Source organism: Micromonospora sp. NBC_00821 (assembly GCF_036347035.1).
GTDB classification, from domain to species: Bacteria; Actinomycetota; Actinomycetes; order Mycobacteriales; family Micromonosporaceae; genus Micromonospora; species Micromonospora hortensis.
This window is the reverse complement of sequence record NZ_CP108880.1, coordinates 4414540-4439165: the sequence shown is the minus strand read 5'-3', so window position 1 is coordinate 4439165 and position 24626 is coordinate 4414540. Positions and strand designations below refer to the sequence as shown.

At 70.2% G+C, this 24626-nt stretch carries 18 protein-coding genes and 1 pseudogene; 12 read left to right on the top strand and 7 right to left on the bottom strand.

All coding sequences use genetic code 11. The features are described from left to right. Positions 1-409: 409 nt before the first annotated feature. Positions 410-499 (top strand): annotated as a pseudogene (locus OHB44_RS20310) (DUF397 domain-containing protein); the annotation flags it as partial. Positions 500-568: 69 nt separating this feature from the next. Here OHB44_RS20310 and OHB44_RS20305 read toward each other — a convergent pair. Next, positions 569-3361: a M14 family zinc carboxypeptidase gene (locus OHB44_RS20305; RefSeq protein WP_330437869.1), complete on the bottom strand. Its 2793-nt coding sequence runs from the start codon at positions 3359-3361 to the stop codon at positions 569-571. Positions 3362-3548: 187 nt separating this feature from the next. Between OHB44_RS20305 and OHB44_RS20300 the strand changes: the two genes are divergently transcribed. The 3 genes from OHB44_RS20300 (at position 3549) to OHB44_RS20290 (ending at position 8495) form a co-directional block, all read left to right on the top strand. Then, the gene (locus OHB44_RS20300; protein ID WP_266305130.1) at positions 3549-3926 is read left to right on the top strand and encodes an effector-associated constant component EACC1; all 378 of its coding nucleotides are present in this window, start codon (positions 3549-3551) and stop codon (positions 3924-3926) included. Between the two features lie 203 nt (positions 3927-4129). Beyond that, positions 4130-6223, top strand: a complete 2094-nt coding sequence (locus OHB44_RS20295; RefSeq protein WP_330441259.1) for a hypothetical protein — start codon at positions 4130-4132, stop codon at positions 6221-6223. A gap of 10 nt (positions 6224-6233) precedes the next feature. Further along, the gene (locus OHB44_RS20290) at positions 6234-8495 is read left to right on the top strand and encodes a hypothetical protein (protein ID WP_330437868.1); all 2262 of its coding nucleotides are present in this window, start codon (positions 6234-6236) and stop codon (positions 8493-8495) included. Between the two features lie 61 nt (positions 8496-8556). Here the strand turns inward: OHB44_RS20290 and OHB44_RS20285 are convergent, their stop codons facing one another. Beyond that, positions 8557-9900: a glycoside hydrolase family 18 protein gene (locus OHB44_RS20285; protein WP_238683892.1), complete on the bottom strand. Its 1344-nt coding sequence runs from the start codon at positions 9898-9900 to the stop codon at positions 8557-8559. Positions 9901-10046: 146 nt separating this feature from the next. On the opposite strand from OHB44_RS20285, the gene OHB44_RS20280 reads away from it, so the two are divergent. Beyond that, positions 10047-10931: a bile acid:sodium symporter family protein gene (locus OHB44_RS20280; RefSeq protein WP_238683891.1), complete on the top strand. Its 885-nt coding sequence runs from the start codon at positions 10047-10049 to the stop codon at positions 10929-10931. A gap of 59 nt (positions 10932-10990) precedes the next feature. Here the strand turns inward: OHB44_RS20280 and OHB44_RS20275 are convergent, their stop codons facing one another. After that, positions 10991-11410 carry a PPOX class F420-dependent oxidoreductase gene (locus OHB44_RS20275; protein ID WP_196926210.1) on the bottom strand — a complete coding sequence of 140 codons (420 nt, stop codon included), beginning with the start codon at positions 11408-11410 and terminating at the stop codon, positions 10991-10993. 140 nt (positions 11411-11550) lie between these two features. Between OHB44_RS20275 and OHB44_RS20270 the strand changes: the two genes are divergently transcribed. Beyond that, on the top strand, positions 11551-12444 hold the full coding sequence (locus tag OHB44_RS20270) for an NAD-dependent epimerase/dehydratase family protein (RefSeq protein WP_330437867.1): 894 nt from the start codon (positions 11551-11553) through the stop codon (positions 12442-12444). A gap of 1 nt (position 12445) precedes the next feature. Here the strand turns inward: OHB44_RS20270 and OHB44_RS20265 are convergent, their stop codons facing one another. Continuing rightward, positions 12446-13549: a glycoside hydrolase family protein gene (locus OHB44_RS20265; protein WP_330437866.1), complete on the bottom strand. Its 1104-nt coding sequence runs from the start codon at positions 13547-13549 to the stop codon at positions 12446-12448. Between the two features lie 494 nt (positions 13550-14043). Between OHB44_RS20265 and OHB44_RS20260 the strand changes: the two genes are divergently transcribed. Both OHB44_RS20260 and OHB44_RS20255 read left to right on the top strand, forming a co-directional pair. After that, positions 14044-15672, top strand: coding sequence for a hypothetical protein (locus OHB44_RS20260; RefSeq protein ID WP_330437865.1), 1629 nt, complete (start codon positions 14044-14046; stop codon positions 15670-15672). Beyond that, positions 15665-16216, top strand: coding sequence for a hypothetical protein (locus OHB44_RS20255; protein ID WP_330437864.1), 552 nt, complete (start codon positions 15665-15667; stop codon positions 16214-16216). The genes OHB44_RS20260 and OHB44_RS20255 overlap by 8 nt, the downstream gene beginning before the upstream one ends. Before the next feature lie 10 nt (positions 16217-16226). On the opposite strand, the gene OHB44_RS20250 is transcribed toward OHB44_RS20255, so the two are convergent. Together OHB44_RS20250 and OHB44_RS20245 are read right to left on the bottom strand one after the other, a co-directional pair. Continuing rightward, complete coding sequence (locus OHB44_RS20250; protein ID WP_330437863.1) at positions 16227-16733, bottom strand: nucleoside deaminase; 507 nt, start codon at positions 16731-16733, stop codon at positions 16227-16229. Between the two features lie 429 nt (positions 16734-17162). Further along, a complete protein-coding gene (locus OHB44_RS20245) occupies positions 17163-18116 on the bottom strand; it encodes an AraC family transcriptional regulator (protein WP_330437862.1) in 954 nt (317 codons plus the stop codon). A gap of 224 nt (positions 18117-18340) precedes the next feature. Between OHB44_RS20245 and OHB44_RS20240 the strand changes: the two genes are divergently transcribed. From OHB44_RS20240 to OHB44_RS20225, 4 genes are all read left to right on the top strand, one after another. After that, positions 18341-19882: a flavin-containing monooxygenase gene (locus OHB44_RS20240; RefSeq protein WP_330437861.1), complete on the top strand. Its 1542-nt coding sequence runs from the start codon at positions 18341-18343 to the stop codon at positions 19880-19882. A 115-nt stretch (positions 19883-19997) separates the two neighbouring features. After that, positions 19998-21197: a low temperature requirement protein A gene (locus tag OHB44_RS20235; protein WP_238683883.1), complete on the top strand. Its 1200-nt coding sequence runs from the start codon at positions 19998-20000 to the stop codon at positions 21195-21197. A 158-nt stretch (positions 21198-21355) separates the two neighbouring features. After that, on the top strand, positions 21356-22252 hold the full coding sequence (locus tag OHB44_RS20230) for an acetyltransferase (protein ID WP_330437860.1): 897 nt from the start codon (positions 21356-21358) through the stop codon (positions 22250-22252). A gap of 75 nt (positions 22253-22327) precedes the next feature. Further along, on the top strand, positions 22328-23302 hold the full coding sequence (locus OHB44_RS20225; RefSeq protein WP_330437859.1) for an alpha/beta hydrolase: 975 nt from the start codon (positions 22328-22330) through the stop codon (positions 23300-23302). A gap of 181 nt (positions 23303-23483) precedes the next feature. Here OHB44_RS20225 and OHB44_RS20220 read toward each other — a convergent pair whose 3' ends face one another. Then, the gene (locus OHB44_RS20220; protein ID WP_238683880.1) at positions 23484-24578 is read right to left on the bottom strand and encodes an aldo/keto reductase; all 1095 of its coding nucleotides are present in this window, start codon (positions 24576-24578) and stop codon (positions 23484-23486) included. Positions 24579-24626: the final 48 nt, after the last annotated feature.

Sequence of the window (24626 nt, the reverse complement as noted above, 5' to 3'; positions counted from 1 at the left end):
GATCCCGGCCAGCCTGCGCCGTGGGTGCCGGGAGCGCTGTCGAGATCCGGCCCGGTGGGTGTCCGCTAACCGACCCGAGGGGCGCCGAGCCGCCGGCCGCCGAGGACCCGTAGGTCGCCCGCACCGGCTACAGCGGCGTCGCCCGCAAACCCTGGGCCGGCCTGGTCCGCTCGGGCCGAACCACCGATGCGGCCTGTTCCGCACAACGCCGACGTCGGTCCTGGCCAACGACGTTGTCTATTTTGTTCCGAATTTGTCCCGAACGGACAATCCGGCTCGCCCGCCACCGCATGCGCCGGACGGATTCCGCCGTCGCGCCGCCCCGGCGCGGGTCCTCCCACCAGCCGCGCCGTTGGTGACACTCCGCCGAGTCGACAACTACGCTCAGGTAAGGCTCGGCGATTCGGGGCGGGACTCGAAGGACCCCGAAGGGCCGGCGCTGGTCTTCGGGCCGGTGGCCTGGCGGGCGTTCGTCACCGAGGTCGCCCGGCGGTCGTAGCCGATCCCCGAACGCGCCGAAGCGCCCGCCCCCAGTAGAGGGGACGGGCGCTTCGCTGTGTGGCCTCCGTCAGCCCACCACCGACCGCAGTGGCACCTTGGCGGCATTCAGCGCGCGTACCAGATCTCTTGCGAACGGGTGTTCGTCCACCTGGAGCCCTTGCGGGTTCGGGATCACGACGTACGCCGAACCGTTCTTCTCGGACGCCCGCGCGTCGGCGGTGAAGCGTTCGACGATCGCCCGGGTGCGGGGCAGGTCGCCGGCCGCCACCTGGATGGTGATCGGCCGCCACCCGCCGCCCAGGTCCGGCGGCACCGGCGCGGCGGCGGCGCTGGCGCGCGCCGCGTCGACCCCGGCCGGACGCCGGGCGTCCGACGCGGCGGTCGCCGGGTAGAGCAGCGCGTTGGCGACCAGGTGCAGACCATTCTCGTTGTACGCGCGGAAGAGCGGATTGAACGCGAACAGCACCGCCCGACCGGCGCCGGTCGGCTCGTCGACGACGGCCGCGGTGCCCTTCAGCGTCTCCGCCCCGACTGTGAAACCGTTGGCCCAGAAGGTGTCACCGGTCGGGTAGGTGAGCACGTTCGTCCCGGTGGTGCTCGGGGTGAGGATCGGGTCGCTGTTGTTGAACTCGAAGTCCTCCGCCGGGCGACCCAGCGCCACCGGGCTGTCCCGGTCGACGTCGACGCGCAGGTGCGAGCCGATCACCAGGTAGTCCGCCGGCTTGGTCTTCTCCGTGGTCGAGGTGAGCCCGGCGGCCCGGGCGACCCGGGTGCCCTCGTTGCGCAGCCCGAGGTAGGTGTGGCCCTGGCCGATCCAGTCACGCAGGTTGGCCTGCCCGGCGGCGGTCAGACCGCCGGTGGCGCTGCCGCCGTCCGGCACCAGCAGCACCGTACGCCCGGTGAACGCCTCGGTGTTGTCGTTGATGTCGGCAGTGGTGACCGGTTTCAGGTCGAGCCCCCACCGCTTGCCGAGCACGTAGCGGGCCTCGCCGTGCGAGCCGGAGGTGGTGGAGATGCCGGTGCCCTGGAACAGCCCCACGTCGGGCAGGTCGAGGCGGGTGCCGGAGGGCCGACCACCCGGAGTGAGGCTGACCCCGAGGGATTCGGCCAGCCCGTCCACCGTCCGACTCACAGTGGCGGCCGGGATGGCGACAGTGCTGGTCGTGAGGTCACGGACCAGGGGTACGCCACGGCCGAGCAGGCTGAAGGTGAACTCCGCGGCGGCGGCCGAGTCGAGCGGGTACGTGTACGAGCCCCAGGGCCACGCCGCACCGGTGCGACCGCCGGAGACCTTGCGCACCAGTTCGGCCCTCGGCCGGACGGAGTCTCCGGTGTAGATGGTGTTGATGCCCATCAGCAGTGGGTTGCTCCAGGACGACACGTCGTAGAAGTACGGGAACGGCACGTACGGGTCCTCGCCCATGAGGGCCTGGATCCAGTGCTTCTGGGGCTGGTCCATCGGGATCCAGTACGCGCCCTTGGGCACCGTCACGTTGGTGGCGCTGCGCCCGCCGAAGACCCGCGCGGTGGGCACCCGGGTCGCCTTCTGCACCTCGTACACCTCGACGTCCATCCGGCGCAGCCGCTCGACGAGTTGGCGGACGTCGGCGAGCTGCCGGTCGGGCAGCAGGAAGTACGAGCGGATGGTGAGGTCCGGCACCGGGAACTGGACCTCGTTTGTGGGTTGCACCACCTCGTTCGGTTCGAGCGTGCCCGCCCTGCCCTGGGCGAGCGCGTCGGTCCAGATGTCGAAGTAGCCGTCCAGCACCTCGCGCTTGTTCGCGGCGGCCCAGCCGAGCGTCGACCACTGGGTGTGGAACTGCTGCTGGACCCGGTCGGCCACCGCCGACGCGCTGCCCTTCTCGTACGTCATGCCGGCCGCGCCGAAGCCGGTGGTCGGCACCGTGTCGCCGTAGCCCATGAAGAACATGTCGTACGTGTCGTAGTTGAAGTAGCACTCGGTGAAGGCGTTCTCGTCGCAGGCCCCGTTGAAGCCGAAGCCGGCCTTGTTGGCCTCGCCGATGCGGTTGATCCAGTCCACCGCCTCACCGGCGATCTCGTGGTGGATCGGGTCGGCGTTGGGCGGGAAGAAGTACTGCCGGCCGCCCATCTCGTGTGCGTCGACGAAGACCTGCGGCGGGTAGCGGCGCAGCAGTTCGAGCTTGCCGTCGGTCTCCTGCTGGGTGCGGGCGAACCAGTCGCGGTTCAGGTCGAAGCCGAACTCGTTCTGCCGGCGGGTCGCGTCGCGGCCGTCCGGGTTCTGCGTGGGGACGATGATGGTGACCAGGTTGTCGTTGCGCTGGGCGACAGCGCAGGACAGGCCCGCTGCCAACTCGTACAGCGTCTTGAGCGCCGCGTCGGCGCCGCTCTTCTCGCCGCCGTGCACGTTCGCGGTGACCCAGACGATGGCCGGGCTGTCCTTCGCCGTCCGGGCGGCCGTTCGCGCGCTGGTCCGGCGCGGGTCGCGCAGGTCCCGGATGTCGTCGGCGATCTCGCGTAGCGCGGCGGGCCGCACGTGGCGTTCGTTGGACACCACCGCGTACGGCAGCGGCTGGCCGAGCACGCTGGTGGTCATCACGCCGGTGACGACCCGGTTGGAGGCGCGGTCGACGGCCCCGAGGTAGGTCCGGACCTCGTCGTTGGTGACGACCCGCTCCTGCCCCGTGCCGAGCGGGAAGCCGAGCACGGCGTCCGGGCTGGGCACTGTGGTCAACCGGGCGGTCGGGTCGTCGCTGCACCGGGAGGGCTGGGCGGCGCTCGCGGCCGGTGTGCCGCCGAGCAGGGGAGTCATGCCGAGCAGGAGCGTGATCGTGGCGGCACTCGCCAGCCGCCTGGCGGGGGCCATCCGGAACGGACGCATCGATGGGACCATGAGTCGTGTTTCCCCTCTCGGGAACAACCGCGCAGTGGCCGGAGCCTATGAACCGCCGATACGACGGTCAAGGGTTGATCGATATAGTTGACTACTCGGCGTGCCGGTCCCGACGCGGAGTGGCAGGATGGTGGCGTGGGCTTGTCGTCGTCTGGGAGGAGGAGACGTGCCGGAGATGATCACGCTCTCGGTCCATCCGGATCTTCCGTCCGCCGATGCTCGGCGTTCGCTGGCGTCCTGGCTGCGCGCCGAGGATCGGCTTCGGGAGGGGGTGACCACGACGCCCCCCGACGGGATGTCGGCGGACACCCCGGACGAACTGCGGGTGGCGGCCAGCGACGCGGGCACCGCCATGGTGCTGGTGCAGGCGATCGCCGGCTGGCTGACCCACCGCCGCGATGATGTGACGGTGAAACTCACCCGGCCCGACGGATGGTCGGCCGAGGTGGACGTGCACCGGGCTCGCGACATGGATCAGGTGACAGCGCTCATCGAGGCTGCGGTGCGTGCTCTGGCCGATCACCAACCATCGGTCGAGACGAACGACCGCTGAGCGGCCCCGACCTCACCAGGTCGACCGCGCTGCCCGCACCCGACGGCCGCTCGCGGGCCGATTATCCACCCAGGCGACGATGACCGATATCGATCGCTGCACGGACGCCCGGCCAGGCGCTCCGAAGTGGATCGATGTCGGGTTCTCGACCCAGCGCTACCGCCCGAATCTCCCTGCCCGGACAGTGCACTGCGCCGGAGGAGGTGGGGACGTTGGGGCAGCCGACGGGCGAGACCGTCATGATCCGGGAGTGGTTCAGTGTGCCGCGGGTGTCCGCCGAGAACCGGGCGGCGGTCTACGGTGGACGCACCCAGGATCCGCGGGTGGAGTTCGTCGCGCTGACCGTACGGTACTGGGTGGACGCGCACGCCACCCGCTCGATGACCCACGACCGGGTGTTGCAGGCGATGACCGGCCGGATCTCCGCCGACAACGTCTGGGACCTGGTCGCGATGCTGGCGAGGCTCAGGCTGGCCGAGGCGTTCTTCGACCTGGCCGCCTCCGACGTCGACACGGATGGCGCGTTCCGACGATTCCTGCTCGGCCTCGACCCCGCGCTGCTCGACGCGATGCGCCACTACGCGGCCTGGAACGGCATCAATCCGAAGCTGTTCCTCGACGGCTTCCTGGTGGGCGTCGGGGAGTCGTTCGCGACGGTGGTGGTCGACCTCGGCAAACTCGTGCAGCTAGTCGGTCGCCTCCAGCAGGAGCAGCTGACCACCCTGATCGTGCTCACCGTGGACCCCCGGGCCGGTCTGCAACGGCTCGCCGAGCAGGCCACCGTCGTCCGCGAGGCGCTGGCCGGCGTCGTGGCCGCGCTGGATCCGAGCACCGTGCCCGAGCGGCTGCTGACGCTCTGGCGCGGCTGGGCAGCGGAATTCGGGCGGCACCTGGAGGAACTCGACCCGTTCGCCGCCGGCCGGCTGCTCGGCAGGATCGCCGGCGACCTGTTCCAGGTGCTGACCGGCCTGGTCCAACTGGTCCGGCTACTCGGTGGCGTGGCGGTGCGCGCCGCGATCCGGTACGTGCCGCTGCTGATCGTGGGCGCCCGGGAGGCCGCCGCCGAGGTCCGTCTCCTGACCACCCAGATCGCCGCGCTGCTCGTCGCGATCGGCCGGGCGGCACTGCTGGCCACACCACAGGTAGGCCTGGCCGTGCTGCGTACCCTGTTTCCACCGAAGGTGCTCGACGCGCTGTTCCGGCAGGGCCGGACGCTGCTTGTCGATGCCGAGCTGACCCTGACCGTGTTCCACCAGGCCGCGCACGCCGAGGCGTTCGCCGGGGCGGGTGCGGGAGCCCGGCTCAGCGCGCTGATCAGCGCCGACGGCAAGCCGGTCCTGATGGCGTGCATGTCGGAGACGGTCTCGTCGGCCGGTCGCTCGGCCAGCCGAGCGGAGCTGAACCAGGCGCTCGACGAGATCATCAAGCGGGTCGAGGACCTGCGCGAGCTCAAACCGCCCAAGACCCCGCGAGACATCCGGGCCGCCGCAGTGCGGGCCGCCATCGCCCGCCAGCTCGAGCAGCGCCTGACCACCGTGTTCAACCGGGCGTTGCAGACCGCCGCGTACGAGGAGTTCCGCGCGCTGCGCAAGGCCGGGCAGGCGCAACCCTGGCGGCTCGGCCAACAGGTGCACCGGCGGATGGCGGCCGACACCGCCCAGTTGGTCGCTGGTTCACCGGGGTTGCAGCCGTTCGCGGAGAAGTCACTCGCCACTGTCGTCGAGGCGGTCCGCGCGGCCAACCCGGAGCTGGCCGCTGCCCTGCGCGGCTCCGACGCGGTGCTACGGCAGACGGTCGCCCAGCTCCTGCTCAGCCACCCGGACCGGGACCTGCTGCTGCGCCTCGTCGGGTTCGCCCGGAGCCCGTCCGCGGCCGGCGCGGAGAAGGCGTTGGCCGCCCACCTCGCCGAGCGGTTCGGCTGGAAGGCGTCCACGACCGTCGGTGAGCTTCGCAGCGACCTGCTGTTGGTCGACTCGGAGGCGGCCCGGGTCACCAACGTGGACTGGACCGCGTCGACGAAGTTGGAGCGCTTCGAGAAGACGTGGGGCACTGTCGCCGACGACCTCGGCGAGGCGTTCGGCGGTCGCTGGGAGGCGATCGCGGACGCCTACCAGCGGGCCAGGAAGGGCGGGGTGCCGGCTGAGGTCGTCGCCGGCCTGGAGGAGCTGACGGCGCACGCCGTGCGGGAGACCGTCGTCCGGCAGGCCGCCCTCAGCCAGTTGTTCCCCGGGTTCTTCGTCACCTCGCACGAGATGACGTACCAGGGCCTGCAAACACTGTTCAAACTGCCACTCTAGAGGAGCACCGATGGGTGAAGTCGTCGTCGCCGACGCGGACCTGGCGACGCTGGGGTTCAGCACCGCGCACTCCGACCGCTACGTCTACTCCAACTACTTCGTGCCGGTCCAGCTCACCTTCGACGACGGCGAGACGCCCCTGCTGCCGTTCTACGTCAAGCAGGCGCTGATCGAGGCGATGCGGTACGGCGGGCTCTCCCCTGACCGGCTGCCGCACCTGCTCAAGGAACTCGGCCTGTCGGGGCTGTGGAAGGCCAACGACATGGACGCCGCCGAGGCGGCGCTGCCGGGGCAGGACTCGGGCATGACCAACCGCGAGCCGCCGGCCCGGCGCCAGAGTCTCCTCGGTGACCAGGAGGCGGAGTTCGTCGCCGGTCTGCTCCAGTCCGACGTGGGCATCGCGTTCCTCGACCGGACCCGGATCCGGCCGGTGGGCTTCGCGCTCGGCGAGCACGTCTACGCGCTGGCGCTCGCGCCCGGCGAGGAGGCGGTGCTGGAGCAGCGCACCTACACCAAGCGTGAGCTGACCCTGGAGGAGCAGGACGAGACGGAGAAGCAGACCGACGTCGAGCTGACCAGCGCGCTCACCACGGAACTGCAGGAGGGCTTCGAGCGGCAGAAGTCGCTCACCGACACCTGGGGGCTCAACGCCAGCCACACCGGCGAGTACACCAGCCCGACCGGCGTCTGGGGCACCTTCAACGCCAGCCACACGATCGGCTACACACGCAGCGTGACGGCGGCCAGCCAGGAGACCAGCCGCCGTGCGGTCAAGGACAGTCAGACCGCCACCTCCAAGGTCGCCGCCCGCTACCGCACCCAGCACAAGACCGACTTCAAGTTGGTCAGCGAGACCGGCATGGAGTCGACCTCGAAGCGGACCGTACGCAACCCCAACCGGGCAACGCCGATCACGCTGCACTACTTCAAGGTGCTGCAACGGCTGGAGCTTGCCCACGAACGCTACGGTGCCCGGGTGTGCTGGGCGCCGACGGTGAAGGACCCGGCGCTGGCGTTCGCCAAGAAGATCACCGACGGGCGCCAGCGGATCAGAGACAACGCTCTCGCCGCGCTGCCCACCATGCCGGTCAAGCCGGTGCCCCCGGCGCCCGGCGTGCCGGCCGCCGTGGAGACCCGCACCATCTACTCCCCGGTGGTCACACTCGACAAGTGGGGATTCACCGGCGACATGAGCGCCGACTACGACATCGACGTCGCCTTCGACAGCGGGTGGGAGTGGGACGGCGACATCGAGGCCATTCGGCAGAACCTGACCCTGATCACCCGCCGGCCGCCGTCGGGCATCGCGGCTCGGGTGGTCGGCGTTCCGGTGGTCACCGACGCCAACGGTCAGCCGGCACTGCGGGTACGCATCCACGTCGGCGCGGCCAGCTGGCTCGCCGGTCCCGGCGCCGACGTGCAGCTCGCCGCCACGTTCCGGCGTACCCCGACGCTGGTCGCCGAGAACGCCGACGACGCCGCCTACAACGCGCTGGTAGCGGGCTATCTGACGGACCTGCAGGACTGGCAGGACAAGCGCGACGGTGCGCTGGCGGCGGCGGAGGAGGCCGCTGACGAGTTCGAGGCGCGGCTGCGCGGCGGGTTCTCGCCGGTCAACGAGATGGTCTCGCAGATCGTCGAGGCGCACTTCCCGGCCAGTGTGCGGGACGAGGCGTGGGAGATCGAGTTCTGGCACCGCGTCTTCGACTGGGAGCGCGCCTCGTTCGTGTCGTACCCCGGCTGGTGGTCAGCCGGTGACGCCCGCGCCCCCGAGCGCGACCCGAGTGACTTCCTCAACGCCAGCTGGGCGAAGCTCTACCTTCCGGTGCGGGCCGGTATGGAGCTGGCCGCGCTGCGGTGGATCTTCGGCAAGGCCGTGGCGACCCGGCTCGCGCCGGCCGTGGAGCAGCAACTGGCCGCGTTCGTCGACGAACTGGGTGCGTTCCGCACCAGCCACCTCGGCACCGGCGACGAAATGCCGGACCTGACCAGCGAGTGCCAGGAGGTGCCGGAGCGGGTCTACTGCCTGGCCAAGTGGGCCGAGCTGATGCCCACCGACGGCACTCACCTGGAGGTCGTGCAGGGTGCGACGACCGCGGCCGACGCGGTGACCAGCAAGGAGATCGCGGACGCGGAGGCTCTGCGGGCGGCGCTGCTCGACGGCGAGGTGCAGACCAACCGGCTCAAGACCAGGGCGTACGACCAGATGACCGGGGTCGCCGACGTCGACGTCCACCTCGGCACGTCGGGTAACAGCAGCCCGACGGCGTGACACGGCGGCCCGCCGCCAGCCGAGGAGTCGGCCGGCGGCGGGCCGGGTGGCACACGTACGGCTACCAGGTGGTCAGGCCGAGGCCGATCGTCTTGGTCAGCGTGGCGTTGTCGTCGTCGCCGTCGAGCGACCAGATCATGGCGCCGGCCAGGCCGGCCCGTCGGATGTAGAGCGTCTTCTGCAACACGACCGCCGGGTCGTCGTACGTCCACAACGTCGTACCGTCGAACAACCAGGCGTGTCCGGCGCGCACGTCGCGGTGCACCGTGTAGCCGTTACCGGCCAGGGTCTTCAACTTCTTGTAGTCCTCGTACCCGGCCTCGAAGGTGGCCGGCGCGGGCCCGGTGGCCGGCTGGAACAGGCCGTTGCCGCCGCCGGTGATGCCGGTCCAGCCGCGACCGTAGTAGGGGATGCCGAGAACGAGCTTGTCCCGCGGCGCGCCACGGGCGATCCAGCCGTCGATGGCCACCTCGACGGAGAAGTCCGGGTTGTCCGGGGCACCCGCCGGGACGCGAAGCGCCGACTGCTGGTTGGCCCGTGCGTCCCAGCCGCCGTGGAAGTCGTACCCCTGCACTGTGGCGAAGTCCAGGTACTTGAAGATCTTGCGGCCCTCGTAGCCGGCGTCCATGGTGGCCGGGCTGGCCGGCAGGAACGCGGTCAGCGGGTGGTGCGCGCGAGTCGTGCGCCCGTACGCGTCGAGCTGCCGGCGGAACTCGGCGAGCAGCTTGGTGAAGTTCTCCCGGTCCTCCGGGCGGATGACGTTGCCGGGCTCACCCTCCCAGTTGGGCCACTCCCAGTCGAGGTCGATGCCGTCGAAGACGCCGGCCCCGGCGCCGGGGCCGCCGGCGGCGCCGTCACCGCCGGGCAGGTTCCCCTTGAGGTAGAGGTCGATGCAGGACGTCACGAACGCCTTGCGGGAGGCGTCGGTGCGGGCAGCGTTCGAAAAGTACGTCGACCAGCTCCAACCGCCCAGCGAGATCAGCACCTGCAGTTTGGGGTGCTTGGCCTTGAGCTTGGCGAGCTGGCCGAAGTTGCCGTTGAGCGCCTGGCCCGGTGCGTCCGCGACACCGTCGACGCTCTCCTCGGCCGGGACGGGACGCTGGTAGTCGGCCCAGGCGTCGCCCTCACCCGGCCCACCGTCCACATAGCAGCGGCCGTCCTCGCTGACGTTGCCGAAGGCGTAGTTGAGGTGGGTGAGGCGACTTGCCGCCCCGGAGGTTTCGAGCTTCTTGACCGGGAAGGCTCGGCCGTAGATGCCCCACTGGGTGAAGTAGCCGACCCGGTGGTAACCGGTGCGGCGCTGGTGGTTGTCACCGGCGCTGGCGGCGGTGGGCGGAGCGGCGGTGACCAGCACTGTCGCCAGGGCGACGACGGCGGTGAGACGGCGGTGGCGGAATGGTCGCATCGGCACACTCCCACGAGACATCAAGCAGAATTAGTAAAGACACTTATCTGATTGATGAAGTTAAGCCGATCACCCTCCGGGGTCAAGAGCCGTCCAGCCACATGGGGGATTGTGACGGCGTTACCGGGTGGTAACGATGTTGTGCCATGGACTCCGCCGTGACTCTGATCGGACTACCCGTCGCCCTCGGCATCATCATGCTCGGTCTGGGTCTCGGACTGACAATGGCGGACTTCCGCCGGGTGGCCCACCATCCACGAGCCGCCGTCATCGCCCTGGTCTGCCAGGTGCTGGTCCTGCCGGCGCTCTGCTTCTGCCTCGTCCTCGCGTTCGACCTGGCACCCGAGCTGGCCGTCGGCATGATGCTGCTGGCCGCGTCACCGGGTGGCACCACCGCCAACCTCTACAGTCACCTGTTCGGCGGGCACGTGGCCCTGAACATCACCCTGACCGCCATCAACTCGGTGCTCGCCGTGTTCACCCTGCCGATCCTGGTCAACCTGTCGGCGGCGTACTTCCTGCCCGACGGCAGGAGCATCGGCCTGCAGTTCGACAAGGTGCTCCAGGTCTTCGCCATCGTGCTCGTCCCGGTCACGATCGGCATGCTCATCCGGGCGCGGATGCCGCACCTGGCCGAGCGGCTGAACCGCCCGGTCCGGATCATCTCCGTCGTCGTACTCGTCGCGGTGATCGCCGGCGCGGTGCTCGGCGAGCGGGAGAACATCGCCGACTACTTCGTCTCGGTAGGCCTGGCCGTGCTCGCCTTCAACCTGCTCAGCCTCGCCATCGGCTACGGGGTGCCGCGCCTCGCCGGTGTCGACCGGAGCGCCGCGACGGCCGCCGGTTTCGAGATCGGCATCCACAACAGCACCCTGGCCATCACTATCGCGCTCAGCCCGGCGCTGCTCAACAGCACCCAGATGGCGATCCCGGGCGCCGTCTACGGCATCGTCATGTTCTTCACCGCGGCGGCCTTCGGCCTCCTGGTGACCCGCGTCGGCGCCCGGTCCGCCACCGCCCTGACGCCCTGACGGCCGGTGCCCTGTCGCCCCGACGGCAGCCGTCGAGGCGACAGGGCTGACGGCAGCGGTCAGCCGACCTGGTTGTTGTCCTTCTGCGCGCCCCAACCGTGCCAGCGGTCGATCTCGATCAGGGCACTGACCCGGGCACGTTCCCGGCGTGGGTACGCGTTGCCCGTGTAGTGCTTCGACAACCGGTCGATGTCCGCCAGGCCCTCGTCGGGGCGCAGTTCGGCGACGTGCCCGATGATGCTGACGTGGGTGTACCAGCCAGCCTCGTCGAGCACGGTGAGGGACACCCGGGGGTCGTTGCGGACGTGCTCCAGCCGGCGGCGGCTCTCGTCCATGTTCACCAGGATCCGGCCGTCCTCCCACAGGTACCAGGTGGCGGCGGACACCGGCTGGCCACCGTTGCGAAGGGTGGTCATGACGGCGGGGTTCGGCTTCTGGAGCATGGCGACCGCGGCCTCGGGAAGCGGTGGCTTGGACATGAAGTCTCCTCGTCGCGACAACGTTTACCCCTGCACGTTACGCACCCGCCCGCCCGATCGCGCTCGGATCGCGATCGCGGCGCGGCGGGCCGAGCCCACCCGGCTGCCGGGCTGATGTCGCCTGCGGCGAAGATGTGGTCATGAGCGAATCCACACTGCCCAGGCGTGTCGTCGTCACCGGCGCCACCGGCAAGCTCGGCCGTGCCGTGGTCGCCCACCTGCGCGCCGTGGGCGTCGACGTGCTGGCTGTGGACCGCGCCGGTGGCCGCGACCCACGCGACGTGAACGGCGAGTTCCTGCTTGTCGACCTGACCGACTACGGGCAGGTGGTGGAGGCGTTCACCGGCGGCGCCGACGAGCACGCGGGCGGCGTCGACGCGGTCGTGCACCTCGCGGCGATCCCGGCCCCCGGGCTGATGTCGAACGCGACCACCTTCGCCAACAACTCCGCCGCGACGTACAACGTGTTCGCCGCGGCCCGGTCGGCCGGGATCAAGCGGGTCGTGTGGGCCTCCAGCGAGACGGTGCTCGGGTTGCCGTTCGACACCCCGCCGCCGTACGCGCCGGTCGACGAGGAGTACGCGCCGCGGCCCGAGTCGACGTACTCGTTGAACAAGGCCCTGGAGGAGGAGATGGCCCGGCACTTCTGCCGGTGGGACCCGGAGCTGGTCATGGTGGGGTTGCGCTTCTCCAACGTCATGGACGTCGAGGACTACGCGCCGTTTCCCTCGTTCGACGCCGACCCGCAGCTGCGCCGGTGGAACCTGTGGGGCTACATCGACGCCCGCGACGGCGCCCAGGCGGTCGAGCGCGCTCTCGCGCACGACCAGCCCGGTGCCGACGTCTTCGTCATCGCCAACGCCGACACCGTCATGAGCAGGTCCAGCGCCAGCCTGATGGCCGAGGTCTACCCGGGCGTCGAGGTCCGTAAGGAGTTGGGTGAGCACGAGACGCTGCTCAGCATCGACAAGGCCCGCCGGGTGTTGGGGTACGAGCCGCAACACTCCTGGCGGGACCACGTCGACGTGCTGTAGATCAGCGCGCCGCCTGGTAGGCGCGGCCGACGGCGGTCGCGCTGCTGCCGGTACGGAACAGGCCGGTCTGGTCCTTGTCGGTGGCGGGCAGGCCGAACCACGCGTACCGCTGTAGCCAGGACAGGCCACCCAGCATCCGGGTCGCCGCGGTGAGGAACGCGGCCTGCTGTGCCTGGGTGGGGAAGCGGACGCCGTTGGAGAAGTCGATCAGGGCGAACTCGGTGAGCCAGATCGGCAGCTTGTACCGGTCGTGCACGGCCTGGAGGTACGACCGGAGCTGGTTGACAGCGTTGGCGGTGGTGAAGTCGCCGCCGTACCAGTGCAGGGCGATGAAGTCGACGCGGTAGCCGCGCTGCTTCGCCCCGGCCATGAACCGGTCGAGCCACTCGCCCGGCCGGTCGCCGCCCCAGGCCACCGCCGGGCTACCCAGCGGAAGGCCGGTGGCCTGCAACTGCGGCCACAGCTCCAATGCCTGCTCGACCGTCATCTCCGCCTGACCCTTCAGGTCCGGCTCGTTGAACCCGAGCAGGTAGCGGCCGTTCTTCTTGGCCTGTTGCAGGTTGGTGGCGGTGACGCTCTTCGCCCCCCAGATCATCGGGACGAACTCGGCGCCCTTCGGGCTGGTGACGCCCGGGTGGGCCACGTCCCAGGTGTAGTACCAACTCGCCCCGGAGTTGGCCAGCGCCTGGCTGACGCCGTCGAAGGTCCACACCCCGACGCCCTTGCGTTTCGAGGTCGCCACCGGGACTGCCGGGGCGACCGGACGTCCCGTTGTCGGCTTCGCCGTCGGCGTCGGCGTCGGTGACGCCCCCGCCGGGCTCGGCGTGGCGGTGGGCGTGGTCGTGGTGGGTGCGCCGGGTTGCGGGCTCGTGGGTGGCGGCGCGTCGAGCGCCTGCGTCGCCGCCGGGGCGGGCGTCGGCCCGGTGGGCTGCACCACGACGATCACACCGGTCACCAGTACGGCGACCACGGCGGCCACGAGGAGCGGCCACAGCAGACGCCTCGCGCCGATCGGGAGGCGGCCGAGCATCCCACGTCGGGCTTCCGCGTGGACGCCCCGGTTTCCCCTCGCGGCGTCCGCTTCGCCCTGGCCGGTTGCGCGCATCGTCTCGACTCCCTCGTGTGTGGTCGCAGCACTGTTCCATGCTGCGGTGGCGGGGGAACCCGCCAACGCCTCACCTCAGGAGACTCGCCGGCCGTGGCCGGATAACAGTTTCGTCCGCGAAGCGCCGCCCAATTGCGTGGCCCGTGCATCAACGTGCCTGTCGGGATGGCGGCCGGCGAGGTGCGGGCGGGTCGCGCGGAGTGACCGCAGCCGTGACCCATAGGACCGCTCCTCCCCGCTCACGACGGCACCCGGAAATCGAGCAACGCTGGTAGGTTCTGGGCGCCTAGATCAGTGTCTGCAATGGAGTTTGCATGCCGCCCGCTCGATCCATGTTCGTGGCCAGTCGGCGGCAATTGTCCAGGGCTGCAATCATTGCGGTCGCTGCCGGCATGGGTGCGGCGTGCGTGCTGCGGAACGTGGGACCACCGGCTGATAGGGCTGAGGTGGTATGGCAGGTCGACCTGGGTTTGTTCTCGGCCATGCTGACGGCGGTGACCATCGTGTTCGCGGTCACGATCACGCCGCAAACCCGGTGGCCGTCCTTCAGTGACCTGATACGGGCGATGGCCGCGATGTCCTGGCTGGCGACGGCCACGGTCGGGATCACGTGTGCGGCGGCGGGCGACATTTGGTCGCGCTCGGGTCTCACGGCGGTCGGAGCGGTGCTCACGGTCGTGCAGCTCGGCTTCGGACTTGACTCGCTGTGGGTCCTGATGCGGTTCCGGTCGGCGGCCGGACGCCGGAAGATTTTGATCAGGCTGGCCACCCGGCGGCTGCATCGGGCGGCGGCTGACGGAACGCCGACGATGGAGCACCACGAGTTGGCCGACCTGAACGACGAGATTGAATACTCTATCGATCGCGGTGACGTGGCCGAGATCGCAGCGCGGGTCACCGAGATCGTCGACGGATGCCCGGACGATCGGACCGCCGATCAGGCACGGTACCGGCTGGCTCTGCTCACCCACCTGCTGGAGCGGCTGGGTCGGTCGGTGCTGTTCGAGTCGCTAACCGGTGACGCGGCTCGCGCGGCGGTGCCACCGTTGGTGCGTGGTGTGCTGCAGACCAGTTGGCGGCTCAGCGAGCTGACGTTCCCGAATCGGACAGCCGCAGAGCGGGACGAGGTGGCTGCCGCGGTGGCGCTCGGGCAGGTGTGTCGCGTGATCGCGTGGCTGCAGCAGTGCGCTCAGGAGCGTCTGCAGACCGACCAGGGCGACCCGGGAAGCCGCCAAATCGGCATTGCGCTGAGCCAAGGTCGGCAGCGGATCGTGCAATTCGTCGACCCGGACCCGCCTGGCCTGTTCCGGGCACCGAACGACCCCTGGCCGTATGGGTTCAGCGATCCTCGCGCCGCCATGCTGTGGTTGTCGACCCTGTGCGAGTTCGGCGGCAGCCAGGCCGGGGTTGGGCTGTACATCCTCTGCGAGGTGCTGACCGGCGAGAAGTTCTTTGGCAACTACTGGGACGACGCCTGCGTGTTCAGCGAGATCGAGCGGCGGGTCGGGCCCTTCGGGGAGCGCTCGGCCACGGCCAGCGACCTCGTCACCGGGTGCGGCGGCCTGGGGACCGTCAGCCTCGACCTAGCCGCCACCGTGATCGCGGGGCTTCGCAACCGCAACTTCGTCCCGCCTGCGGGCTGGGAGTCCGATGCGAACTACTCGACCGACAAGCGGTATCTGCGCAGCCAGTTGACGATGTTCGCCACCTACGACTGCCTCGCTGATGAGGAAGCTGCGCTCGACTGGGTGGCCGACGCGCTGCTTAGCGCGCCGACGAGGCGCTGCGTGGAAAATGTCGTCCAGGACGCGTACGCCCGGCATGCGGAGCCGAGCCGGATTCCCATCCGGTCCCTGGGCGAACGCCCTGGCGCGGTCGTCCTGGCCGCGCTGATCCGGCTGGCAATGCACCGACCGCCGCAGGCTGAGGCGTTTCTGCGTCGGCTGCCGCCGCCTTTGTTGGGTGGGGCGCTGCAGCAGGCCCGGTTCACCCTCCGTGCGTTCACCGCCGCGGAGCCCGTGGCTTCCATCTGGACGGCGAGCGCTCGGCGGCTGCTGCCCTCGCGACCGGACCAGGAGAGAGAGCTGATGAACATCGTCACCGAGGTGCTGGCCCGTGACTGACGACGCGGACACGCAGTGGGTGGAAGCCACGAACGCGGTCGAGGCGGCCGAGACGGTCTGGATCGTCCAACTGGCGGACCGCTGGCTCATCGATCCAGCGACCGCCGGTATCAGGGACGCCTTGGACCTGGCACTGTTCCAGCGGCTGCTGAGAGCTCCGCAGCGCATCGCGATCCGCCGGCTGTTGCACTACGACCCGCCGAGCGACCTGGGTGGCGAAATCGGCTATGAACGGGCCAAGTCCGAGCATGAGGACTGGGTAGCCAGGGTGCGGCGGCAACTTGCCTACGTCGGCGCGGCCGGAAGCATGAACCGCAACGACGCGCCGGAGTGCGACTACCTGATCCGGCTCGTCATCCTTCCAAGGGCGGGACGACAGGTGACCGTTGCCCCACCGGACGGGATCTGGATCGACTCCCAGCCGCCGGACCCGGTGCTCGAAACGTGGGCCGCCGACGGCTTAATCGTGCTCGACCCGCACGAGGTAAACGTCGTCGGGCCGTACAGCGACCGCAACCCGCTGTGGGTGGGAATCATGACGTGACGCGGCGTGGTCACAGCTTCGGGACGACGGGTTCCGGAAATTGGGCCGCCCATGACTTGAGCACTGCGGCGGCTTGGTCGTGGAGCGGGCCCTCTGCGGCCTCGACGCGCAGGGTCCGCATTTTGGATTCGACGGTCAGCTCGCGGTAGAGCTGGAGGTCCTCGAAACCGTAGGCGCCGACATCGTGACTCGACGCGCCGTAGACGAGCCGTGGAATCTGCGCCCAGTAGCAGGCGACCAGGCACATCGGGCACGGTTCACTGCTGGCGTACATGGTGGCGTCGGGCATCAGGTGGCGTTGAAGCTTTTTGCCGGCCCCACGGAGGGCCATGACCTCGGCGTGCGCGGTCGGGTCCCGCAGTTCGACCACACTGCTGGTGCCTTCGGCGACGACCGCCGTGCCGATGACGACGATGGCGCCGAACGGGGTTTTTCCCTCGTCTTCGAGTGCGTATCGTGAGATCTCGATCGCGCGGCTGAGGAACTCTGTGTCGGTCGAGCTGAGGCTTGCCGGCATGGTCGTACCCTTCTCGGGTTGTTCCGTGTCAAGTCAGCGTTGACGCTCATAGGAAGATACGTGCGTCGGTAACAGCAACGATTTTGACACTCCGCTCAACCGCAGTGGCGTGGTGGTACGAGCAACTGGCGATTTCGGCACCGGGCTTGACGTAGCGCCTGACGGTGCCCGGGTTGCGGTGCCGTGTTCTGGCCATGATGAGCTGCAGGGGACGCCCTTGTCGGCGAGGTGGGTGGCCGCTGAGTGGCGTAGCTGGCGGAGGTCCCAGCCGTTGTATTGATGGAACAGGACGCGGACGCGGTCGTGTCCGACCCGGGCGCAGCCGGCGGTGGGGCACAGGTCGCCGGCGCTCTGGTGGACGGCGATCCATCCGGTGCCGCCGCTACTGGAACGGATCGGGCCGGGACGGTACGACGCGGGACGGCCCGGTCAGTGCCTCAGCGTCGCCGACGGTGACTCCCCGAACCGCTTCCGGTACTCGGTAGCGAACCGGCCGAGGTGCACGAAGCCATGGTGCAGGGCAACCGTCGTCACGGACGCCCCCGGCGCGGCCGAACGGAGCGTGCGGTGCGCCGCGTCGAGCCGGCAGGCCCGCAGGTACGCGGTCGGGGTGGTCTGCAACTCACGGCGGAAGCAGTCCTGCAGTGTTCGTACGCTCACCCGTAGCGCCTCGGCGACGTCACCCACGGTCAGTGCCTCCCCGTGGTGTTCGGAGATCAGGGCGCAGGCCCGGCGGACGAGACGCCCGGGGTGGGCGTGCTGGCCCGGCTCGGCCAGCAGGTGGGAGTGGCTGTGCTGATGGGCCAGCAACAGCTTGCCGATGAGCCCCTGTTCGAAACGGGCGGCTACCTGCGGGTGGTCGAACAGGGACGCGTCCGCCGGCTGGGACAGCTCGTCGGCGAGGAACGCCACCCCGCGTGCCCAAGCCCGCGCGGTCGGCGTGGTCATGAGCATGCCGACGTCGAGGCGGACCGGGTCGTCCACCGGGTGGCCCAGCAGGCGGGCCAGTTCCCGGTCGACGGCCCGCCGGTCGGCGTAGAAGATTCGGTGGGGCGATCCCTCGGACCACCGCATGTCCGAGGAGTCGTACGGGGACAGCACCGAGGCGACGTCGCGGGTCGAGGTCACGCTGTGACCGGCATGGTGGACCATCGTGCTGCCGGCGCTGGGGATCTGGACGAGGTAGAAGCTCTCCAGCGCGGGCGGTTGGATGCGCACCGCCTGCCCGTAGTCCAGGTCGATGACGCCCACCCCGCCCGCCCGGCGAGCCGCCATCCGCAGTCGCACGCTGTGCACACCCGCCTGCGGGGTGAGCCGGTGTGGACAGAAGACCCGACCCACCTCGGCGCGAGCCCGGTCGACGTCGTCCGTCCGGACCGTCACCGCATCCATCCGACACCTCCCGGGCGTCCCGTCGCGCTGACCGTAAGGCGTGACCGGGCCGGACCAGACCCGAAAGCCGTCGACCCGACAGGAAAAGGGTGCTGTCGCGTACCGCGGACAGCGTCCGCGTCGAGCGGATAGCGACCTTCCCGGTCTGCTCGCTAGCGTGCGACCACCGCGGGCGGTCAGCGCCGGCGCCGTTCGTTCGTTCTTCGGAGGAGACCATGAGGATCGCCGTCGTGGGTGCCGGATTCGCCGGTGTGAGCGCAGCGAAGGTGCTGCGGCAGAGCGGATTCGACGTCACAGTGTTCGAGCGCGCGCCCGACGTCGGCGGGGTGTGGAGCCGCACCCGGCGATACCCCGGCCTGCACACCCAGAACGACAAGGGCACCTACCACCTCTCCGACCTGCCGATGCCCGCCGACTACCCGCAGTGGCCGTCGGGAGAACAGGTCCAGCGGTATCTGGAGAGCTACGTGGAGAAGTTCGGGCTGGCCAGCGCGCTGCGCCTGTCCACGGAGGTCGCCTCGGCCGAGTTGGTCAACGACGAGACCGGGTGGCTGGTGACCTCGCGGCCGGCGGGCGCCCAGGCCCCGCTGACCGTGGAACGGTACGACCACCTGATCGTCGCCAATGGCATCTTCTGCGACCCGTTCGTTCCGTCCTTCGACGGGCAGGCGAGCTTCACCGCCGCCGGAGGGCGCGTCGTGGCGACGGGGGAGTTCCACGACATCGAGTCGGCCCGGGGTAAGAACGTCCTCGTGGTCGGGTACGGCAAGTCGTCCTGCGACGTGGCGGTCCCGGTGAGCGAGGTCGCCGCCCAGACCCATGTGGTGGCGCGCGAGCTGCTCTGGAAGATGCCCCGCAAGCTCGGCGGTGCGCTCAACTACAAGTACCTGCTGCTCACCCGGATGGGTGAGGCGCTCTTCCGCTACCTGCACCTGAGGGGCTTCGAGCGGTTCCTGCACGGCCCGGGGAACGGTCTGCGCCAACGCATGGTCGACAGCGTCGGCTCGGTAGCGACCCGGCAGTTCAACCTGCGCGAGCTGGGTCTCGTGCCCAAGGGCAGCTTCGAGGACATTGCCCGCAGCACTGTCAGCCTCGCCACCGAGGGCTTCTTCGAGCGGGTCACCGACGGCCGCATCGCCGTGCACCGGGAGCAGGTGATCACCGAGTTGCTGGTCGACGGTGGCCGGCCCGCCGCCCGACTGGCCGACGGCACTGTGCTCCCCGCCGACCTGGTGATCTGTGGTACCGGCTTCCGCCAGCACGTGCCGTTCTTCGACGACGCGTTGCACGCCCGGCTCCAGGACGACGCCGGCAACTTCATGCTCTACCGGCAGATCCTGCCGATCGGCGTGCCGAGGCTGACGTTCGCCGGCTACAACTCGTCGTTCTTCAGCCCGCTCAGCGCGGAGATGGCGGCGGTCTGGACGGCCGCGTACCTGCGGGGTGGTCTGGCGCTGCCGACCGAGGTCCGGATGCGCGACGAGGTGCGCGCCCGGCTGTTCTGGATGGCGAAGCGCACCAACGGACGGCACGCTCGCGGCACGAACATCATCCCGTTCTCGATGCACAACGTCGACGAGGTGCTCGACGAGTTGGGGCTCAACGTCGGCCCGCTGACCCGGGCCCGGCAGTGGCTGTTCCCCGTCGACCCGGGCTCGTACCGCAGGGTGACGGCACAGATGATCCGGCGTACCGCCGATCCGGTATCCGCCATCAGCGACGGAGACCCGATGAAGATGGATAAAATACGCAGATAGGGATCAAGCGGGGCCGGTCGGCGAGGGAGGCTCGGGGACGATGGCAGCGGAACAGGGTCACCACAGTGGTGTGCCCGTGCCGGCGGCCCTGGCCGGCTGAGCTGTCTCGCCGTCCGTGCTGACGCGCACCGAGTTCTTTCGTGGGCTTGGGGAAAGCAAGAGCCCTCGCTCGGCGACCGTCCTGGAACTGCTCTTCGACATCGTCTACGTCTTTGCGCTGGCCCGCCTCGCCGGGCGGGTCGCGGACGACCTGACCATCGTCCGGCACACACTGCTGTCCGAGGCCGGCCAGACCGTCCTGTTCTTCACGGCGATGTGGATGATCTGGTCGCTCAACGCCCTGCTGGCGAGCACCTACGACCCCCGACGCCCCGATCTGCAGGCAGTGCTGCTGGCGACGATGTTCGGCACGCTGGTGCTGGCCGTCACGTTGCCGCAGGCCTTCGGCCAACGCGGCGTCGTCTTCGCCTGCACCTACGTCGTCATCCAGGTCGGCCGACCGCTCTTCCTGGCGTTCGCCCTACGGGGCCACCCGGCGCACACGTTCTCGCTCCGGGTGCTGACCTGGCACCTGGCGTCCAGCGTGCTCTGGATCAGTGGCGGCATCAGCGGCGGTCTCGGTCGAGGCATCTTCTGGACCATCGCCCTCGCCATCGAGATGATCGGCGCCGCCACCACCTACCCCCTTCCCCGAATAGGCCGGAGACAGCTGAACAGCCTGAGGGTCACCGTCTCGCAGGAGCATCTCGCCGAGCGGTACAACCAGTTCTTCATGATCGCTCTCGCCGAGGTGGTGCTCGAAGCCGGCGCCGCGGTCAGCTTCCCGGGCTTCACCACCGAGGGAACCATCGTCCTCGTCGCCTCGTTCGTGGTGGTCGTCTCGTTCTGGCGGATCTACTTCTACCACGTCAGGTCCGGCCATGCCTCGACCCCGAGCGGGGAGGGGATCCAGTTGTCCCGGTGGGCGAGCTACAGCCTGCTGCTGATCGTCGGTGGCATCATCTGCACCGCCGTCGGCTTCGGTCAGGTCATCGAGGATCCGCACCCGCCGATCGACTGGGCACTGGTGGCCATCATCTTCGGCGGCCCGGTGCTGTTCCTGATCGGGCGGAGCGCCCTGGAGCGGGAGGACCGATCCGCGCCGCGGTGTCGGGCGCTGTACTACGGCGCGGTGGCGCTCGCCGTGGCGGCTCCGCCGATGGTGCTGCTCCCGCCGGTCGCCGTGGCGGCCGTCGCGGCGGTGATCCTGGCCGGCATCACCGTGTACGACCAGCGTGCCCACAAGCGTGGGGCGGAGACCAACCCGACGCTGTGACGATCCGTTGCGAGCGGGCGACCCCTGCGCGTATGGTCGTCGGGCACGCCGTCGAGCTGGAAGGAGGTCAGAACAATGTCCGATGTTCTGCGCCCCCTCCGCGCTCCGGCGTCCGCGCGGATCTGATCCGGGGCGCGCGCTTCCCGGAGGACCAACCCATGACTGATCTGGTCATCCGTCCGCTCGTCGCGGGCGAGGAAAACCTGTTCGACTCCATGCCTGATCCGCTGCCGCAACTGCGCCAGGTCGCCTACGCCGACGGGATCGCCGGCGGCGGTTACCGTCCCGAGCGCACCTGGGTCGCCCTCCGTGCCGACCGGGTGGTCGGTCGGGCAGCCTGGGTCCTCCCGCCGGGCGCCGTCGGTGCCCCGTGGTTGGAACGGTTCGACCTGGACGCCGAGCCGGAGGTGGGCGCCGAGCTGCTGCGCGCCGCCCACCAGGCACTAGGCGGTCCCGGTCTGTACCACGCCGCGCTGCCGGCGCACTGGCGGCGTCGGCCCGAGGTGCTGGCCGTGGTGCGGGCGCCCATGGGGGCCGCCCGGCTCGCCGGGCTTGTCGAGCGGGGGGAGCGGCTCCGCTGTTCCTGGACGGGCACACCCCTACCGGCGTCCTCCGGACGGTACGACTTCCGCGCCCCCGTCGACGTCGCGGAGGTCAAGGCCCTGGTCGCCAGGATCGCCGAGCCGGACGTACTGACCGGCGTCGAGAACGCACTAGCTGTCGGCGGCGTCGACCTGGCCACCGATCCGCTCGCCTGGCTGGGCGACGCCCTCGACGGATGGCGCGTCGCGATGGACGCGGGTAAGCCGGTGGGCCTGGTCGGAACGGCCGGCGACGCCTGCTTTCCACTCATCGCCTATCTCGGCCTGCTCGACGAGGCCGTCCGACCCGAGTTGCTGGCCGAGGCGGTCCGGGTGCTGGCCGTCGGCGGTGCCCGCGAGGTCATCGCCGACGTGGACGCCCACCGGGTGGCGGTGCTGGCGGAGTTGGAGCGGACCGGCTTTCGGCAGTTGCGCTCCCGGGTCGTCTTCGCGCCGCCGAACAGCCAGGAATAGCTGACCGGGTGCGCCCGGTCACCCGGGCGCACCCCCTCAGCCGGCGTCGAGCGCGGCCCCTGTCAGCATCTGCCCATGCCGGAGATCATCGCGCTCCTCGTCGGCGGGTTGGCGCTTGCCGGGGCGGCGGTCGCCGGGCTCTACCTCTGGCCGGTGGGCCGCCGTGGGCTACGGGTCCCGCCGGCCCGACCGCTCGACTTCGACACGGCCACCCGTGCCGCCGCGGCCATGATCGCCGCCGAGACGGCCGATCCGGAGGTGCGACCGGAGTCGCGCAGTCGCCTGCTGAGCCACGGCTCCCGGACCGGCCGGGCCGTGCTGCTGTTGCACGGGTACACCCTCGCGCCCGAGCAGTACGAGGGGCTGGCCGAGAAGTTCTTCGACAGTGGGTACAACGTCTGGGTTCCCCGGGCGCCCCAGCACGGGACCGTCGACCGGCGGGCCCACCACCGGGTCGAGGCCGGTGAGCTGACGACGTACGCCGCGCAGGGCTGGGCCGTCGCGGCGGCGCTGGGAGACGAGGTCGGCGTCGTGGGGATCTCCGGCGGCGCCGTGCTCGCCGCCTGGCTGGCCCAGGTGCCGGGCAACGTCGTACGGCATCTGCTGTTGCTGTCGCCGTTCTTCGGTCCGAACCCGCGACAGGCGCCGGCCTACGCGGTGAAACCGCTCATCGTGCTGTACGGGCGCCGCGTCCTCCGGGACCGCGTCACGTCACGCGGATACTCCCTCGCCGCCGTCACCCAGTACCTGACGATCGCCCGTACTCTGCCGAACCCGCCCCGGCGGACCGGTCTGCGGACCGCGGCGGTCGCGATCAGCCCGCTCGACGGCGTGGTGGACCTGAGGGCCGCGGTCGACGTGCCGCGCCGGATCGCCGACGCGAACGCGATACCGCTGCGGGTGTGCACCCTGCCGGCGGCGCTTGGCGTCGAACACAACACCCTCAACCTCGCTGCCCTGGGCGCCGACGGTGACGAGTGGCGCCGACGGTACGTCGCCCTCTACGAGGGCGAGCCAGCGCCGACGAACGACGCCCCGACCCATCGGTAACCCCGCCGCCCCCGCCCCCGCCCCCGCCCCCGCCCCACCCCGCCCCGCCCCGCCCCGCCCCACCCCGCCGATCTTGCACTTTTGGTTGTCGACATGAGTGGGACGCCCCTTATGCCGGGACAGCAAGTGCAAGATCGCGGGGCAGGGGGTTGGGGGCCGGCGGCGTGCTGCGCGCGAGGTTCTAGGCGGCGGCGCTGTTGAAGACCGGTGGGGCGTAGCCGGCCGGCTTGTCGCCGATACCGAGGCCGGGGCTCACCACCCAGGACTGGTACTGCGGGGTGAACATCACGTAGGGCGCCCCGAGTTCCGGCGCGCTGGCCTCGTCGAGCCGGCGACGGGCATCGGCCGGGATCTCGACGTCGAGCGCCTCGAAGTTGCTGCTGACCTGTTCGGCGCTGCTCGCCCCGATGATCACCGAGGCGACGGCGGGCTGGGTGGCGACCCAGTTGATCGCGACCTGGGCCATGCTGCGGCCCAGGTCGGCGGCGACGCTCTCCAGAGCCTCGATGACCTTCCACTCGCTGGCGCTGACCTGGCGACCTCCGGTGCCCGGGTTGGTCAACCGGCCGGTCCCGCTCAGGCCGTCACCGGTGCGCCGGTACTTGCCGCTGAGCAAGCCGCTGGCGATCGGGCTCCACGCGGTGAGGCCCATGCCCATGGTCTGGGCCATCGCTACGTACTCCGCCTCGATGCCCCGGCTGACCAGGGAGTACGGCAGCTGAAGGTTGATCATCGGAGCCAGCCCGTGTGCCTCGGCGTAGCTCTGCGCCCGCGCCGCGTACCAGGCCGGTACGTCGGAGAGACCGGCGTAGCGAATCTTGCCGGCGCGGACCAGGTCGTCGAGGGTGTGCACGACCTCCTCGACCGGGGTGATCCGGTCCCAGGTGTGCAGCAGGTACAGGTCGATGTAGTCGGTGCCGAGCCGGCGCAGCGAAGCCTCCACGGCCCGCATGATGTGCTTGCGGCCGTTGCCGCTCGCGTTCGGGTCGCTCGGGTCGACGGTGTTGGTGAACTTGCTGGTGAGCACGAGTCGTTCGCGGACGCCGGCCCGGTCGATCAAGCGGCCGAGGATCTTCTCGCTCTCGCCGGCGGTGTAGAAGTCCGCCGTGTCGATGAAGTTCCCGCCCGACTCCAGGTACTGCCGGAAGATCGGCTCGGCCTCCTCCTCGGTCTTGCCGTACGCGGCGTGGAACCCGTCGACGCCGAAGTTCATGGTGCCCAGCGCCAGCCGGCTCACCCGCAGACCGGACCGCCCGAGCAGGTAGTAGTGGTTCACGGTGGTGCCCTCCCGATCGTGGTGCCGGCCCGCTGCGGGCCGCGCGTT

Bases quoted from the DNA above. Each gene is read 5' to 3' on its own strand.
- OHB44_RS20225 (WP_330437859.1), top strand. From the start codon at position 22,328: ATGCCGGAGATCATCGCGCTCCTCGTCGGCGGGTTGGCGCTTGCCGGG.
- OHB44_RS20270 (WP_330437867.1), top strand. From the start codon at position 11,551: ATGAGCGAATCCACACTGCCCAGGCGTGTCGTCGTCACCGGCGCCACC.
- OHB44_RS20265 (WP_330437866.1), bottom strand. From the start codon at position 13,549: ATGCGCGCAACCGGCCAGGGCGAAGCGGACGCCGCGAGGGGAAACCGG.
- OHB44_RS20285 (WP_238683892.1), bottom strand. From the start codon at position 9,900: ATGCGACCATTCCGCCACCGCCGTCTCACCGCCGTCGTCGCCCTGGCG.
- OHB44_RS20290 (WP_330437868.1), top strand. From the start codon at position 6,234: ATGGGTGAAGTCGTCGTCGCCGACGCGGACCTGGCGACGCTGGGGTTC.
- OHB44_RS20280 (WP_238683891.1), top strand. From the start codon at position 10,047: ATGGACTCCGCCGTGACTCTGATCGGACTACCCGTCGCCCTCGGCATC.
- OHB44_RS20305 (WP_330437869.1), bottom strand. From the start codon at position 3,361: ATGCGTCCGTTCCGGATGGCCCCCGCCAGGCGGCTGGCGAGTGCCGCC.
- OHB44_RS20230 (WP_330437860.1), top strand. From the start codon at position 21,356: ATGACTGATCTGGTCATCCGTCCGCTCGTCGCGGGCGAGGAAAACCTG.
- OHB44_RS20240 (WP_330437861.1), top strand. From the start codon at position 18,341: ATGAGGATCGCCGTCGTGGGTGCCGGATTCGCCGGTGTGAGCGCAGCG.
- OHB44_RS20300 (WP_266305130.1), top strand. From the start codon at position 3,549: ATGATCACGCTCTCGGTCCATCCGGATCTTCCGTCCGCCGATGCTCGG.
- OHB44_RS20275 (WP_196926210.1), bottom strand. From the start codon at position 11,410: ATGTCCAAGCCACCGCTTCCCGAGGCCGCGGTCGCCATGCTCCAGAAG.
- OHB44_RS20250 (WP_330437863.1), bottom strand. From the start codon at position 16,733: ATGCCGGCAAGCCTCAGCTCGACCGACACAGAGTTCCTCAGCCGCGCG.